Source organism: Burkholderia sp. MSMB1588, assembly GCF_001546925.1.
In the GTDB taxonomy this organism is placed as follows: Bacteria; Pseudomonadota; Gammaproteobacteria; order Burkholderiales; family Burkholderiaceae; genus Burkholderia; species Burkholderia humptydooensis.
This window is the reverse complement of the sequence record NZ_LNJS01000001.1, coordinates 1,111,822-1,128,586: the sequence shown is the minus strand read 5'-3', so window position 1 is coordinate 1,128,586 and position 16,765 is coordinate 1,111,822. Positions and strand designations below refer to the sequence as shown.

9 protein-coding genes are annotated in these 16,765 nt (G+C 67.6%); 8 read left to right on the top strand and 1 reads right to left on the bottom strand.

The window, feature by feature from the left end:
- Nucleotides 1-279 precede the first annotated feature (279 nt).
- From WS92_RS16865 to WS92_RS16840, 6 genes are all read left to right on the top strand, one after another.
- Complete coding sequence (locus WS92_RS16865) at nucleotides 280-2,241, top strand: PhoX family protein (protein ID WP_059932762.1); 1,962 nt, start codon at nucleotides 280-282, stop codon at nucleotides 2,239-2,241.
- Nucleotides 2,242-2,744: 503 nt separating this feature from the next.
- The gene (locus WS92_RS16860; RefSeq protein ID WP_059932764.1) at nucleotides 2,745-3,572 is read left to right on the top strand and encodes an IclR family transcriptional regulator; all 828 of its coding nucleotides are present in this window, start codon (nucleotides 2,745-2,747) and stop codon (nucleotides 3,570-3,572) included.
- 291 nt (nucleotides 3,573-3,863) lie between these two features.
- Nucleotides 3,864-5,192, top strand: a complete 1,329-nt coding sequence (locus WS92_RS16855) for an MdtA/MuxA family multidrug efflux RND transporter periplasmic adaptor subunit (RefSeq protein ID WP_006029458.1) — start codon at nucleotides 3,864-3,866, stop codon at nucleotides 5,190-5,192.
- 13 nt (nucleotides 5,193-5,205) lie between these two features.
- Entirely contained in the window at nucleotides 5,206-8,316 is a 3,111-nt protein-coding gene (locus tag WS92_RS16850; protein WP_006029457.1) for an MdtB/MuxB family multidrug efflux RND transporter permease subunit, read from the top strand.
- Nucleotides 8,317-11,619 (top strand): efflux RND transporter permease subunit, encoded by a 3,303-nt coding sequence (locus WS92_RS16845; RefSeq protein WP_059932766.1) that lies wholly within the window; start codon nucleotides 8,317-8,319, stop codon nucleotides 11,617-11,619. It abuts the gene before it with no gap.
- A 341-nt stretch (nucleotides 11,620-11,960) separates the two neighbouring features.
- Nucleotides 11,961-12,590 carry an SDR family oxidoreductase gene (locus tag WS92_RS16840; protein WP_015600710.1) on the top strand — a complete coding sequence of 210 codons (630 nt, stop codon included), beginning with the start codon at nucleotides 11,961-11,963 and terminating at the stop codon, nucleotides 12,588-12,590.
- Nucleotides 12,591-12,671: 81 nt separating this feature from the next.
- Here WS92_RS16840 and WS92_RS16835 read toward each other — a convergent pair whose 3' ends face one another.
- Nucleotides 12,672-13,220, bottom strand: coding sequence for a peroxiredoxin (locus tag WS92_RS16835; protein ID WP_015600667.1), 549 nt, complete (start codon nucleotides 13,218-13,220; stop codon nucleotides 12,672-12,674).
- A 290-nt stretch (nucleotides 13,221-13,510) separates the two neighbouring features.
- On the opposite strand from WS92_RS16835, the gene cdpA reads away from it, so the two are divergent.
- Nucleotides 13,511-15,253 carry a cyclic di-GMP phosphodiesterase CdpA gene (gene cdpA / locus WS92_RS16830; protein ID WP_082743783.1) on the top strand — a complete coding sequence of 581 codons (1,743 nt, stop codon included), beginning with the start codon at nucleotides 13,511-13,513 and terminating at the stop codon, nucleotides 15,251-15,253.
- A gap of 34 nt (nucleotides 15,254-15,287) precedes the next feature.
- Complete coding sequence (locus tag WS92_RS16825; RefSeq protein ID WP_059932770.1) at nucleotides 15,288-16,745, top strand: HDOD domain-containing protein; 1,458 nt, start codon at nucleotides 15,288-15,290, stop codon at nucleotides 16,743-16,745.
- The last annotated feature ends 20 nt before the right edge of the window (nucleotides 16,746-16,765 follow it).

The following is a 16,765-nucleotide window of genomic DNA, read 5'->3' as shown; positions in this document are numbered from 1 at the left end:
CATGATACGACGCGCCGGCGCGCCCTCGGCGGCTTCCGGTTCTTTTTTACATGTCGTTGCCGCACCGGTAGCGGCGCGCGCGGCGCTCCGCCCGGACGGCATCCTCCCGCGAAATCCACGCTGGCGCGCACGGCGCGAGACGTCCGCCAATCCGTACAAAATCAATTCAAAAAACTTTCATTTATGAAAATTACACTTTCAGCTTGTTTTCGTCGCCGTCCGCCGCGCCCGCCGCCGGCGCGCCGTCGATTTCCGTCGCCCACAACAACTGGATTTCCCATGCCCGCGCTGCCCAATCCCTCCCGCCGCCATGCCCTGAAGATCCTCGCCGGCGCGCCGATGCTGCCGCTCTCCGGCGTCGCGCTCCCCGCCCTGCTGTCCGGCTGCGGCGGCGACGACGACGTCGCCGCCGCGCCGCCCGCCGCCGGCTTCGCGGCGGCCGCGTTCTCGTCGATGGCCGCGCCGACGCTCGCCGACCCGGCCGCGATGGCGACGACGACCGTCGGCTCGACGCTGTCGGTCTCGTTTACCGACGGCTCGACGCGCAACTACAAGCTCGCGTACCGGCCATTCTTCGTGACGGGCGATCGCGTGCCCGACGGCAAAGGTGGCACGATCCTCGCGGGCGGCTATTACGACGCCAACAACCAGCCGATCATCGATCGCTCGGTTCCGGGCCGGGAGCGCCAGTTCTATTCCGACTGCCCGGACGGCAGCTCGCTCCTCACGCTCGAGAACGCGAGCGTAGCGGGCGTGAAAGGCAGAACGGTATTCGCCGTCGTGCAGTTCGAATACACGACGCGCGACCTGGCAAGCGCATCGCAATACGGCCGGCTGCCGTCGCCGATCGCCGTGCTGACGCTCGACCAGGATCCGGCGACTGGCGCGCTCAAGCTCGTCAAGTACCACAACGTCGACACGTCGGCCGCGCACGGCCTCTGGATCACGTGCGGCGCGAGCCTGTCGCCGTGGAACACGCATCTGTCGAGCGAGGAGTACGAGCCGGACGCGACAAAGGCCGCGAGCGACGCTCAATTCAAGGCGTTCAGCAAGAACACGTTCGGCAGCGAGACGGCCGCGAACCCCTATCACTACGGCCATCTGCCGGAAGTCACGGTGAACCCGGACGGCACGGGCTCGATCCGCAAGCACTACTGCCTCGGCCGGATCTCGCACGAACTCGTGCAGGTGATGCCGGACCAGCGCACGGTGCTGATGGGCGACGACGCGACGAACGGCGGCCTCTTCATGTTCATCGCCGACAAGGCGGCCGACCTGTCGGCGGGCACGCTGTACGTCGCGAAATGGACGCAGACGTCGTCGGCGGGCGCAGGCGCGGCAACGCTCACGTGGATCAATCTCGGCCACGCGACGAGCGCGGAGATCAAGGCGCTCGCGAACCAGTTGAAGGCGGCCGACATCATGGACGTCGCGACGAAGGACCCGGGCGACGCGTCGTTTGCGAAGATCAACTTCAGCGGCGCGTTCAACTGGGTCCGCATCAAGCCCGGCATGACGAAGGCCGCGGCGTTCCTCGAGACGCACCGTTATGCCGCATACGCGGGCGCCAGCATGGGCTTCACGAAGCTCGAAGGCACGACGGTCAACGCGAAGGACAAGGTGCTGTATTCGGCGATGTCGTACATCCAGAAGTCGATGGTTCGCGGCAACGCGGCCGCGTCGCCGGACATCGCGCTCGATCGCGCGATCAACGCGGGCGCGGTGTACGCGCTCAACATGCGCGGCGGCCAGCGCGACACGTCGGGCGCCGCGATCGCGAGCGACTGGGTGCCTGTCGACATGAGCGCGCCCGCGGCGCTCGTCGGCGAGGATCTCGCCGCGGCCGACGCGCTCGGCAACATTGCGCACCCGGACAAGATCGCGAATCCGGACAACCTGAAGTTCTCGGAAAAGCTGCGCACCCTCTTCATCGGCGAGGATTCGGGGATGCACGTGAACAACTTCCTGTGGGCGTACCACGTCGACACGAAGCAGCTCTCGCGCGTGCTGTCGTGCCCGGCGGGCGCGGAATCAACGGGCCTGCACGCGGTCGACGAGATCAACGGCTGGACCTACGTGATGAGCAACCTCCAGCACGTCGGCGACTGGGAATCGCCGCTGCACGACAAGGTGAAGGGCGTGCTCGATCCGCTCGTGCGCGCGAACTACAAGGACCGCTTCGGCGCGAGCGTCGGCTATCTGACGGCAGAGCCCACGGCGATCCAGCTCAAGAAGGCGTGATACCGGATTTTCTTCGTCGTCACGGCTGATTCGCCGGCGCCTGGCACCGGATTGGCGCGATGCCCTCGTGGCGTCGCGCTTTTTTTATGCGCGCTTGCCGCGCGCCGCCCATTCAATCCCAATATATGGGAACACCCTTCGGGCTGCGAACAGGTAAAAAAAAGCGCCACGGAGACCGTGGCGCTAAAAAAGTTCTAGCCATTCCGAGGGCCGTGCTAGAACCTGAGAGACTGCATCGAACGTCGTTCCCATCTAAACTAGCGAAACAACGTTTCGAAATTAGGAGACATTTTTTCCGTTTCCGGACGACAAGTCAAGCGAAAAATACATGCCTCCATCTCATTTTCGGCGCTGCACGATCCGACATTTCCCTAATAAACTCGGGGTAATCCAGTAAATATTGCGCATTGCGAAAGAAAGTGGCAAGCCGCGCACACTTTCTCGACATTCGTCTTACAATTGATAAGAATCTGAAATCAAGTTTCGAAAAAAGAGAGATTCCCGTGACGACACGCTCCAACGCCCAAGCCCTCTCCCGAGAACGGGAAGCCACCACCGACGAAATAACGGCCCTCGCGCGCGGTTTGGCGGTCCTGCGCCGCATCGCGATCTCCGATGCTCCGGTCAGCAACCGCGAACTGGCAGAATTGACAGGCATCCCGAAGCCAACCGTGTCGCGCATCACGGCGACGCTCGTCAGCGCGGGCTTCCTGTTCCAGTTGCCTGACAGCGAGCGCTTCGTGCTGACGGCGTCGGTGCTCGAGCTCAGCAACGGCTTCTTGCGCAACTTCGACATCCGTGCACGCTCGCGGCCGTTCCTCGTCGAACTCGCCGAAAAGACATCGCTGTCCGTCCACCTCGCGGTGCGCGACCGCCTCGACATGGTCGCGATCGACGTGATCCGCCCCCGCTCGGCCGTGCTCGTCACGCGGCTCGAAACGGGCTCGCGGATGGACGTCGCGCGCACGGCGGTCGGCCGCGCGTACCTCGCCGCGCTCGAGGACGCCCCGCGCCGCGAGCTGATCGGCGCGCTGCAGGCGGCGGCGGGCGACGACTGGCCATTCGTCGTGTCGCGGCTGAATGCCGCGCTCGCCGACATCGCCCAACACGGCTACGCGATCGCGATCGGCGAATGGCGCGAGGAACTGAACGCGATCGCAGCGGGCTTCGTCGCGCCGACGGGCCAATGCTACGCGGTCAACTGCGGCGGCTCCGCGCACCAGTGCACGCCCGACTTCCTGCGCTCGGTCGCGGTGCCTGCGCTGCGCGAGTGCATCGCGAAGATCACGCGCGAGATCGGCGGCGCCGCGTGGCCGAATCTCGCACGTTGACATGGATGGCGCAGTGCCGCGACAGACCGCGCCGCGCACGCGGGCCCGCGTCATCGCCGCATGTCATCGCCCGTTCATCTGTAACGATCGTAATTCGCGGAAAGATAGGGTGCTGGACTGTAACCGTCGTAGGGACGTAGCATCATGCAACCCCGCGCCACAACCGGCGCGCCCCGCTCTTTTCTCTTTTACGTCGCGGCCGGGCCGCAAGCCGGCCCGGTCGCGACGACCGCGAACGCGGCCCGTGCGCGCCTGTCGTATGCACTGCACGCCGACCTCCAGATCGAACCGATGGACAATCAAGAAAAGCCCACGCCCCGCTCTTCCGCTCACCCGCCGTCCGGTCCCAGCCCGCGCCGCCCCCGCCGCAAGCTGATCGCGCTCGGCGCGCTCGCGGCCGTCGTGATCGGCGGCGTGCTGTGGTGGCATCCGTGGAAGAGCGGCGGCAGCCCGAGCGCCGAGAGCCAGCCAGGCGGCGCACGCAAGCGCGGCGGCCCCGCCGCGCTCGCGAACCTGCCGCAGCCCGTCCAGGTCGCCGCCGCCGTGCGCGGCGAGATGCCCGTCGTCCTCAACGCGCTCGGCACCGTCACGCCGCTCGCGAACGTGACCGTCAGGACCCAGTTGTCCGGCTATCTGCAATCGGTGTCGTTCCAGGAAGGCCAGATCGTGAAGAAGGGCGACGTGCTCGCGCAAGTCGATCCGCGCCCGTACCAGATCTCGCTCGCGAACGCGCAGGGCGCGCTCGCGCGCGACGAGGCGCTCCTCGCGACCGCGCGCCTCGACCTGAAGCGCTACCAGACGCTCGTCGCGCAGGATTCGATCGCGAAGCAGACGGCCGACACGCAGGCGTCGCTCGTCAAGCAGTACGAAGGCACCGTGCAGATCGACCGCGCGGCGATCGATTCCGCGAAGCTCAATCTCACGTACGCGCGGATCACGGCGCCCGTGACGGGCCGCGTCGGCCTGCGTCAGGTCGATCCGGGCAACTACGTGACGCCGTCGGACACGAACGGCATCGTCGTCATCACGCAATTGCAGCCGATGAGCGTGATCTTCACGACGTCCGAAGACAACCTGCCCGCGATCCTCAAGCAGATGAGCGCCGGCGGCAGGCTGTCGGTCACCGCGTACAACCGCAACAACACGACGCCGCTCGAGACGGGCGCGCTCGACACGCTCGACAACCAGATCGACACGACGACGGGCACCGTGAAGCTGCGCGCGACGTTCGAGAACAGGAACAGCCTGCTGTTCCCGAATCAGTTCGTCAACGCGCGCCTCCTCGTCGACACGATCCGCGACGCGACGATCGTGCCGACGTCGGCCGTGCTCACGGGCTCGATCGGCCAGTTCGTCTACGTCGTGAAGCCGGACAACACGGTGAGCGTGCGCAAGGTGAAGCCCGGCCCCGTCGACGGCGAGCGCACGAGCATCGTCGAGGGGCTCGCCGTCGGCGAGCGCGTCGTGACGGACGGCTCCGACCGGCTGCGCGAGGGCTCGGCGATCACGATCCCGGCCAACCAGCCGAAGCAGGCGTCGGGCGCGAAAGGCGCATCGGCCGCGTCGGGCGCGCACGGCGGGCGCCGCCACGGCGGCGCGTCGCAGGCCCAGTCGCAATGACGCCGGCTGACCGATGAATCCGTCCCGCGTCTTCATTCTTCGTCCGGTCGGCACCGCGCTCCTGATGGCGGCGATCATGCTCGCCGGCCTCGTCGCGCTGCGCTTTCTGCCGCTCGCCGCGCTGCCCGAGGTCGACTATCCGACGATCCAGGTCCAGACCTTCTATCCGGGCGCGAGCCCCGAGGTGATGACGTCGTCCGTCACCGCGCCGCTCGAGCGGCAGTTCGGGCAGATGCCGTCGCTCAACCAGATGTCGTCGCAAAGCTCGGCGGGCGCGTCCGTGATCACGCTGCAGTTCAGCCTCGACCTGCCGCTCGACGTCGCCGAGCAGGAAGTGCAGGCGGCCATCAACGCGGCGGGCAACCTGCTGCCGTCGGACCTTCCCGCGCCGCCCATCTACGCGAAGGTCAATCCGGCCGACGCGCCCGTGATCACGCTCGCCGTCACGTCGAAGACGCTGCCGCTCACGCAGGTGCAGGATCTCGCGGACACGCGTCTCGCGATGAAGATCTCGCAGGTGTCGGGCGTCGGCCTCGTCAGCCTGTCGGGCGGCAACCGGCCGGCCGTGCGGATCCAGGCGAACCCGCTCGCGCTCGCGTCCTACGGCCTGAACCTCGACGACCTGCGCACGACGATCTCGAACCTGAACGTCAACACGCCGAAGGGCAACTTCGACGGCCCGACGCGCGCGTACACGATCAACGCGAACGACCAGTTGACGAGCGCCGACCAGTACCACGACGCCGTCGTCGCGTACAAGAGCGGCCGGCCGGTGATGCTCACCGACGTCGCGAAGATCGTCGCCGGCTCGGAGAACACGAAGCTCGGCGCGTGGGTCGACGCCGAGCCCGCGATCATCCTGAACGTGCAGCGGCAGCCGGGCGCGAACGTGATCCAGACGGTCGACAACATCAAGGCGATCCTGCCGAAGCTGCAGGAATCGCTGCCCGCCGCGCTCGACGTGCAGATCGTCACCGACCGCACGACGATGATCCGCGCCGCCGTGCGCGACGTGCAGTTCGAGCTCGGGCTCGCGGTCGCGCTCGTCGTGCTCGTGATGTACCTGTTCCTCGCGAACGTCTACGCGACGATCATCCCGAGCCTGTCGGTGCCGCTGTCGCTGATCGGCACGCTCGCCGTGATGTACCTGTCGGGCTTTTCGCTGAACAACCTGTCGCTGATGGCGCTCACGATCGCCACGGGCTTCGTCGTCGACGACGCGATCGTGATGATCGAGAACATCGCGCGCTACGTCGAGGAAGGCGATTCGGCGCTCGAGGCGGCGCTGAAGGGCTCGAAGCAGATCGGCTTCACGATCATCTCGCTGACGGTGTCGCTGATCGCCGTGCTGATTCCGCTCCTCTTCATGGGCGACGTCGTCGGGCGGCTGTTCCACGAGTTCGCGATCACGCTCGCGGTGACGATCGTGATCTCGGCCATCGTGTCGCTCACGCTCGTGCCGATGATGTGCGCGAAGCTGTTGCGCCACACGCCGCCGCCCGAAAGCCACCGCTTCGAGGCGAAGGTGCACGCGCTGATCGACCGCGTGATCGCGCGCTACGGGCTCGCGCTGCAGTGGGTGCTCGACCGGCGGCGCTCGACGCTCGTCGTCGCGGTGCTCACGCTCGCGCTCACCGCCCTCCTCTACGTCGTGATTCCGAAGGGCTTTTTCCCGACGCAGGACACGGGCGTGATCCAGGCGATCACGCAGGCGCCGCAGTCGGTGTCGTACGGCGCGATGGCCGAGCGCCAGCAGGCGCTCGCCGCCGAGATCCTGAAGCATCCGGACGTCGTGAGCCTCACGTCGTTCATCGGCGTCGACGGCTCGAACATCACGCTCAACAGCGGCCGGATGCTGATCAACCTGAAGCCGCGCGACGAGCGCAGCGAATCGGCGAGCGACGTCATCCGCTCGCTGCAGCGGCAGGTGGCGAACGTCACGGGCATCTCGCTGTACATGCAGCCGGTGCAGGATCTGACGATCGACTCGACAGTCAGCCCGACGCAGTACCAGTTCATGCTGACGAGCCCGAACCCGGACGAGTTCGCGACCTGGGTGCCGAAGCTCGTCGACCGGCTGAAGAAGGAGCCGTCCCTCGCCGACGTCGCGACCGATCTGCAGAACAACGGCAAGTCGGTCTACATCGAGATCGACCGCGCGAGCGCCGCGCGCTTCGGCATCACGCCCGCGACCGTCGACAACGCGCTCTACGACGCGTACGGCCAGCGGATCGTGTCGACGATCTTCACGCAGTCGAACCAGTACCGCGTGATCCTCGAAGCGGAGCCGCGGATGCAGCACTACACCGATTCGCTGAACGGCATCTACCTGCCGTCGGCGGGCGGCGGCCAGGTGCCGCTCTCCACGATCGCGACGTTCCACGAGCGGCCCGCGCCGCTCCTCGTGACGCACCTGTCGCAGTTCCCGGCGACGACGATCTCGTTCAACCTCGCGCCGGGCGCGTCGCTCGGCGAGGCGGTGAAGGCGATCGACGCGGCCGAGCGGGAAATCGGCCTGCCGGCGTCTTTCCAGACGCGCTTCCAGGGCGCGGCGCTCGCGTTCCAGGCGTCGCTGTCGAACCAACTGTTCCTGATCCTCGCCGCGATCGTCACGATGTACATCGTGCTCGGCGTGCTGTACGAGAGCTACATCCACCCGATCACGATCCTGTCGACGCTGCCGTCGGCGGGCGTCGGCGCGCTGCTCGCGCTGATGATCACCGGGCACGACCTCGACATCATCGGGATCATCGGCATCGTGCTGCTGATCGGCATCGTGAAGAAGAACGCGATCATGATGATCGACTTCGCGCTCGAGGCGGAGCGCGTCGAGGGCAAGCCGCCGCGCGAGGCGATCTACCAGGCGTGCCTGCTGCGCTTTCGGCCGATCCTGATGACGACGCTCGCCGCGCTGCTCGGCGCCGTGCCGCTCATCGTCGGCTCGGGCGCGGGCTCCGAGCTGCGCCAGCCGCTCGGCATCGCGATCGCGGGCGGGCTCATCGTGTCGCAGGTGCTCACGCTCTTCACGACGCCCGTGATCTACCTCGGCTTCGACGCGCTCGCGCGCCGCATCCGCGGCTTCTTCGAGCGTTCCGGCCGCCCGGCCGCGCATCCGGACGCGTAAATGAACCTGTCGCGCCCGTTCATCACCCGCCCCGTCGCGACGACGCTGCTCGCGCTCGGGATCGCGCTCGCCGGCCTGTTCGCGTTCGTCAAGCTGCCCGTCTCGCCGCTGCCGCAGGTCGATTTCCCGACGATCCTCGTGCAGGCGTCGCTGCCCGGCGCGAGCCCGGAGACCGTCGCGACCAGCGTGACGAGCCCGCTCGAGCGGCATCTGGGCTCGATCGCGGACGTCGCCGAAATGACCTCGATGAGCTCGGTCGGCAACGCGCGGATCGTGCTCCAGTTCAACCTGAACCGCGACATCGACGGCGCCGCGCGCGACGTGCAGGCCGCGATCAACGCCGCGCGCGCGGATCTGCCCGCGAGCCTGAAGAGCAACCCGACGTACCGCAAGGTCAACCCGGCCGATTCGCCGATCATGGTCGTGTCGCTCACGTCGAAGACGGCGTCGCCCGCGAAGCTGTACGACGCCGCGTCGACGGTGCTGCAGCAGTCGCTGTCGCAGGTCGACGGGATCGGCCAGGTCAGCCTGAGCGGCTCGGCGAACCCGGCCGTGCGCGTCGAGCTCGAGCCGCAGGCGCTGTTCCACTACGGGATCGGCCTCGAGGACGTGCGCGCCGCGCTCGCGTCCGCGAACGCGAACAGCCCGAAGGGCGCGATCGAGTCCGGCCCGCACCACTATCAGCTATACACGAACGACCAGGCGTCGAAGGCCTCGCAATACAAGGATCTCGTGATCGCGTACCGCAACGGCGCGGCCGTGAGCCTCTCGGACGTGTCGAGCGTCGTCGACTCGGTCGAGGATCTGCGCAATCTCGGCCTCATGAACGGCGAGCGCGCGGTGCTCGTGATCCTGTACCGGTCGCCCGGCGCGAACATCATCGACACGATCGAGCGCGTGAAGGCCGCGCTGCCGCAACTGACGGCCGCGCTGCCCGCCGACATCCAGGTCACGCCGGTGCTCGACCGCTCGCGCACGATCCGCGCATCGCTCGCCGACACCGAGCACACGCTGCTCATCGCGGTGAGCCTCGTCGTGATGGTCGTGTTCCTGTTCCTGCGCAACTGGCGCGCGACGCTGATCCCGAGCGTCGCGGTGCCGATCTCGATCATCGGCACGTTCGGCGCGATGTATCTGCTCGGCTTCTCGCTGAACAACCTGTCGCTGATGGCGCTCATCGTCGCGACGGGCTTCGTCGTCGACGACGCGATCGTCGTGCTCGAGAACATCGCGCGCCACATCGAGAACGGCACGCCGCGGCTGCAGGCCGCATTCGACGGCGCGCGCGAGGTCGGCTTCACGGTGCTGTCGATCAGCCTGTCGCTCGTCGCGGTGTTTCTGCCGATCCTCCTGATGGGCGGCATCGTCGGGCGCCTGTTCCGCGAATTCGCGCTCACGCTGTCGCTCGCGATCGCCGTGTCGCTCGTCGTGTCGCTCACGCTCACGCCGATGATGTGCGCGCGCCTGCTGCCCGAAGCGCACGATCCGCGCGACGAGGGCCGCGTCGCGCGCTGGCTCGAGCGCGGCTTCGAGCGGATGCAGCGCGGCTACGAGCGCACGCTGTCGTGGGCGCTGCGCCATCCGCTCACGATCCTGATGACGCTCGTCGCGACGATCGCGCTCAACATCGCGCTGTACATCGTCGTGCCGAAGGGCTTCTTCCCGCAGCAGGACACGGGCCTCATGATCGGCGGCATCCAGGCCGACCAGACGACCTCGTTCCAGGCGATGAAGCTCAAGTTCACCGAGATGATGCGCATCGTCCGCGCGAATCCGAACGTCGCAAACGTCGCGGGCTTCACGGGCGGCGCGCAGACGAACTCGGGCTTCATGTTCGTCGCGCTGAAGGACAAGCCGCAGCGCAAGCTGTCGGCCGATCAGGTGATCCAGCAACTGCGGCCGCAGCTCGCCGGCGTCGCGGGCGCGCGCACGTTCCTGCAGGCCGCGCAGGACATCCGCGCGGGCGGCCGGCAGAGCAACGCGCAGTATCAGTTCACGCTGCTCGGCGACTCGACGGCCGAGCTGTACAAGTGGGGGCCGATCCTCACGGAGGCGCTGCAAAAGCGCCCCGAGCTCGCCGACGTGAACTCCGACCAGCAGCAAGGCGGCCTCGAGGCGATGGTGACGATCGACCGCGCGACCGCCGCGCGCCTCGGCATCAAGCCGGCGCAGATCGACAACACGCTGTACGACGCGTTCGGCCAGCGCCAGGTGTCGACGATCTACAACCCGCTCAACCAGTACCACGTCGTGATGGAGGTCGCGCCGCAGTACTGGCAGAGCCCGGAGATGCTCAAGCAGATCTACGTCAGCACATCGGGCGGCAGCGCGAGCGGCGCGCAGACGACGAACGCGGCGGCGGGCACCTACGTCGCGACCTCGACGCGCGCGTCGACGGCCGGCGCGGCCGCGCAGAGCGCCGCCGCGATCGCCGCCGATTCGGCGCGCAACCAGGCGCTCAACTCGATCGCGTCGAGCGGCAAGTCGAGCGCGTCGTCGGGCGCGGCGGTGTCGACGTCGAAATCGACGATGGTGCCGCTCTCCGCGATCGCGAGCTTCGGGCCGAGCACGACGCCGCTCGCGGTCAACCATCAGGGCCTGTTCGTCGCGACGACGATTTCGTTCAACCTGCCGCCCGGCGTGTCGCTGTCGAAGGCGACGCAGGTGATCTACCAGACGATGGCCGAGGTCGGCGTGCCGCCGACGATCCAGGGCAGCTTCCAGGGCACCGCGCAGGCGTTCCAGGAGTCGCTGAAGGATCAGCCGATCCTGATCCTCGCCGCGCTCGCGGCCGTCTACATCGTGCTCGGGATTCTGTACGAGAGCTACATCCATCCGGTCACGATCCTGTCGACGCTGCCGTCGGCGGGCGTCGGCGCGCTGCTCGGCCTGCTGCTCTTCAAGACCGAGTTCAGCATCATCGCGCTGATCGGCGTGATCCTGCTCATCGGCATCGTGAAGAAGAACGCGATCATGATGGTCGACTTCGCGATCGACGCGTCGCGGCAAGGCAAGTCGTCGTTCGACGCGATTCACGAAGCATGCCTGCTGCGCTTCCGGCCGATCATGATGACGACGATGGCGGCGCTGCTCGGCGCGCTGCCGCTCGTGTTCGGCCACGGCGACGGCGCGGAGATGCGCGCGCCGCTCGGGATCGCGATCGCGGGCGGGCTCATCGTGTCGCAGATGCTGACGCTCTATACGACGCCCGTCGTCTATCTGTACATGGACCGGCTGCGCGTGTGGGCCGAGAAGCGCCGGAATCGCCGGTCGTCGGGCGGCGCGGCGGTCGCGAGCGAGTGACGCGGGCGATGCCGCCGTGTCACAAATGCTTACGCCTGATACGAAGCCCATCGCCTATTCATAAATGACGGGCAACGATGCGCGCGTGTGCGCGGCGAAAGCCTCACCCGCCATTGACGAACAGGCGGCGCACCGCCCGCGAGCGCCGCCCGCAGCCGCGATCGGCCGGGTCCGGGCGCGCGCCGCCATGTGCGCGAGGCCGCCTTCGCGCGCCGGACCTTGATCCGAATCTCGTTTCGGCACCACCGATCGGACGCGAATTCGGCATACACTTGGACGTTCGACGTCAGCCCCTCGCCTGGAGGGCGCCATTGACGCAGCGCAATGCAAGGAGCGGTTTCATGTCGATGAAGGTACTGCTGATTGGCGCGTCCGGCCGCACGGGCCGCGCGCTCGCGGACCTGCTGCTCAAGCAGCAGGATTTCGAGGTCACGGCGCTCGTGCGCCGGCCGGATTTTGCGCTGCCGGGCGCGAAAGTCGTCGTTGCCGATCTGACGGGCGACTTCTCGTCCGCGTTCGACGGCATCACGCACGCGATCTACGCGGCGGGCTCCGCCGAGTCGGAAGGCGCGACCGAAGAGGAACAGATCGACCGCGACGCCGTCGCGCGCGCGGCCGACTATGCGAAGGCGCACAACGTGCAGAAGCTCGTCGTGATCAGCTCGCTCACCGCGTACTGGCCGCAGCGCAGCCCCGAGTTCCTGCGCCACTACTCGCAGATGAAGCGCGAGGGCGACGACCGCGTGATCGCGTCGGGCATCGACTACGTGATCCTGCGCCCAGGCCCGCTCACCGACGATCCGGGCGTCGGCAAGATCGCGCTCACCGAGGAGCGGCTCGACAACGCGCCGCCCGTCGCGCGCCAGGACGTCGCTTGGGCGGCGATCGAGGCGATCAAGCTCGGCATCTCGAAGAAGATGGTCGGCTTCGTCGGCGGCGGCGTGCCGATCGAGCAGGCGCTGCGCGCATAAGCGGGCGCGCGGCGGGTTTACCGGCGCCCGCGCGCCGGACCTTCGCCGCCCAGGCCGCATCAAAGCCGCATCAAAGCCGCATCAAGGCTGCCGGTGCGACGCCGCCCACGCCTTCACCGCGTTCAGCGTGTTCTCGACGTGCTTGTCGGGCGACAGGCTCGTGTACTCGTAGAGCACCTTCCCGTCCGGCGAAATCACGTACGACACGCGGTTCGCCTTCGAGATCGCCGGCAGCTTCGCGTCGTACTCGCGGATGATCTTCGCGTCCGGATCGGCGGCGACCGGGAACTTGCTGCGGCATTCGCTGACCGAAAACTTCGTCAGCGTGCCGATGTCGTCCGCCGACACGCCGATCACCGTCGCGCCATACTGTTTGTAAGCGTCGACCGCATCGGCGAACGCATGCGCCTCGATCGTGCAGCCGGTCGTGAACGCGGCCGGATAGAAGTACAGCACGACGGGGCCTTTCTTCAGCGCGTCGGCGAGCGAATACGTGTAAGTCTTGCCGCCGAGCGACGCCTGCGCGCTGAAGTCGGGCGCCGCGTCGCCCACCTTCAGTACCGCGTGCGCCGCAACCGCGTACAGCGCGAAGAGCGCGGCAGCCGCGCCTGATGCCAGTTTTCGATTCATCTGAGTCCTCGTCTTCGAATGTCCATATGTTCAACAGGGTTTAGCGCCCGGCAAGCCGTCCGATCGCGTTCGCATCCCGAACTGACGCACGTGACGAAATGCGCCAGTTCCTTTCTTCCCTGACACTAAAGAATCGGCACAATGCGCCGTTATTGCGTCCGGACACCGGTTCCAGCCCCTTCACGCCAGCGAGATACATGGAAGCCATCAGGAACAAAACGCCCCGCAAGGGCTCCTGGCGCGCCGCACTTCACAAGCTCCGCCGCTTCGCTTGGTCGGGCGGCGCGCTGATGCCCGCGCGCGCCGGCACGCCGCGCGCCGACGATACGGTCCGAAGCTGGCTGGAGCAAACCGTCGGCGCGGTCGATTTCCTCGCCCACGTGGACCGCGATCTGCGCTTCCTGTACGTGTCGGACGCAAGCCTGCGCTTCATCGGCTATCACCGCGACTATCTGCACACGCTGACGCTGCGCGACCTGATCCCCGAGCAGGATACCGCGGCGCTCGACGGCCTGCTCGCGCGCGCGTCGGCGACGGGCGACGTCGAGAAGGCGACGCTGTGCCTCGTGAAATCGCTGACCTACCCGCTCGACGTCGAGGTGCGCGCGGTGAAAAGCCGCCACCACGGCGTCGACGGCTTCGCGATCGCCGCGTTCGACGTGTCGTCGTGGCGGGCGATCGAGGCGCGGCTCACGTACGAGCTGCACCACGATCCGATGACGGGGCTCGACAACCTGTCGGCGCTCTTGCCCGCGCTGATGCGCGCGCAGAAGATGGCCGACGAAGGCGGCGGCTGCACGGCGCTCCTGCTGCTCGATCTCGACGATTACCAGCGGATCAACCGCGCGCTCGGCTACGACGCGGGCGACGCGCTGCTGCGCGACACCGCGCAGCGGCTGCAGCGGCTCGCGACGCGCGGCGAGCGGCTCGCGCGCGTCGCGAGCGACAAGTTCGCAGTGATGCTGAGCGCGCCCACGCGCATCGCCGCGATCGACGCGGCCGAAGCGCTCGCGCGCCAGTTGCAGACGGCCGTCCAGCAGCCATACGCGTATGACGGCCAGGCGGTGCACCTGTCAGCGAGCGTCGGCATCGCGATCGACCCGGACACGCGCGCCGCGTCGAAGCACGCGCAGCACCACAGTCCGTTGTTGCGGCGCGCGGACCGCGCGCTCGCGCAGGCGAAGGCGGCGGGCGGCAACGCGCTCGCGTTCCATCAGCCGACCGACGATCCGGCCGACGCCGAGCGCCTGAAGCTCGAGGCCGATCTCTACAACGGCGTGCGCAACGGCGAGTTCTCGCTGCATTTCCAGCCGATCACGAAGAGCCACACGGGCGCCGTCGTCGGCGTCGAGGCGCTGATCCGCTGGCACCACCCGGTGCACGGGCTCGTCGCGCCCGCGACGTTCATTCCGCTCGCCGAATCGATCGGCCTCATCAACTATCTCGGCAACTGGGTGCTGAAAGCCGCGTGCATGCAGCTCGTGTCGTGGGACCGGCAGGGGATCGCGCTGCAGTACGTGGCCGTCAACGTGTCGCCGCAGCAGTTCCGCGACCCGCGCTTCACGCAGAGCGTGCGCGACGCGATCAAGCTGACGGGCATCGATCCGCGCCGCATCGTCCTCGAAATCACCGAGAGCCTGCTGATGCACGATCCGAACCATGCGAAGACGCTGCTCGAGGAAGTGACCGAGCTCGGCATCCGGTTCGCGGTCGACGATTTCGGCACCGGCTATTCGAGCCTCGCTTACCTGCAGAGCTTCCCGCTCGCGAAGCTGAAGATCGACCGCAGTTTCGTCGAAAATCTGTTGACGTCGAGAAACGACCGCGCGATCGTGTCGGCGGTCGTCGGCCTCGCGCAGACGCTCGAGCTCGAGCTCGTCGCGGAGGGCGTCGAGACCGAGGCGCAGCGCACGCTGCTGACCGAGATGGGCTGCAACCACATTCAAGGCTGGCTCGTCTGCCAGGCGCTGCCGTCGGACGAACTCGCGCAACGCTTCGAGGCGCAGGAGCTCTATCTGCACGCAGCCGCATGACGCACGCAGCCGGCTTTCTCAATCACTGATTCGTATGTCAATCACCGCACAACTGCCGCGAACGGCGCTGCTCGACAAGCTCTGGGCCCGGATGAACGAGCGCGGCGATTTCCCGCTGCTGTCGGACGCGCTGCGCGCGACGATGGCCGCGATGAAGAGCGACGATCTCGACTTCACCGCGCTCGTGCGCGTCGTGCTGTCGGACTTCGCGCTGACGCAGAAGGTGCTGCGGCTCGCGAATTCGGCGATGTACATGGCGTTCGGCGGCAACATCACGACCGTCACGCGCGCGCTGATGGTGCTCGGCATGGACGCCGTCGGCCATCTCGTCGTCGGGCTCAAGCTCGTCGACCACTTTCATCACAGCGCGCCGCGCCGCATCGACGCGAAGCTCGAACTGAACCGCGCGCTGCTCTCGGGCTGCGTCGCGCGCAAGCTGACCGAGCACGTCGATCTTCGCGCGGGCGAGGAAGCGGTCGTCTGCACGCTGATGCGGCAGGTCGGCAAGCTGCTCGTCGTCTGCTATCTCGACGCGGAGTGGGAAGAGATCCGCCAGCGCGCGGCCGAGCACGACGACGACGACGAAGCCGCGTGCCGCGCGGTGCTCGGCGTGGACTACGACGAGATCGGCCTCGAGGCGGCCTCGCGCTGGCGGCTGCCGGAGCTGATCCGCGCGGGCATGACGCGCTTCGACGCCAACGACAGCGCAACGCAGGACGTCCAGTGGCTGCGCGCGGTCAGCCACTGCTCGACCGACGTCGCGACCGCGCTCACGTCGATGCACGCGCAGCAGCGCGACGCGCGGATCGCGGCGCTCGCGCACCGCTTTCACGGCGTGCTCGGCACCAGCGCCGACGAGCTCGCCGAGATCGCCGCGTCGCTGTCGCGCGAGGAGACGAGCGACACGGTGATGCGCGAGATCGTCGAGCTGCGCGCGAGCGCGGACGAAATCGCCCGCGGCGCGTCGACCCCGCAGGCGTGCCTCGAGGCGGGCCTCGCGGATCTGCGTGCGCTGCCGTCCGAGCACGTGCTCGGCCCGGTGCTCGCGCTTGCGTCCGAAAGCGTGCTCGCGGGCCTCGCGTTCACGCGCACCGTGATGTTCGTGCGGCATGACGACGGCGTGTTCGCCGCGCGTCTCGGCTTCGGGCCGGACGTCGACGCGGCGCTCGAGCAGTTGCGCTTTCACGAGACGTTCGAGCCGGACGTGTTTCATCTCGCGATCACGAACTCGGTCGGCATCTTCATCGAGAACGCACACGATCCGAAGATGGTCAAGCGGCTGCCCGCGTGGTATCTGGACGCGTTCGACGATGCGCGCGCGTTCGTGCTGCTGCCCGTCGCCGCGGAGCAGACCACGGTCGCGTTGCTGTACGGCGACTGGGCGGTCGGCCAGCCGGCGCGCAAGATCTCGCAGCAGGAAATGGGCGTGCTCAACGAGCTCGCGGCCGAGCTCGGCCGCTTCTTTCACGGCGCGCAGGGCGACGGCCGGTAACGCGCGCGATCGCGCTCGGC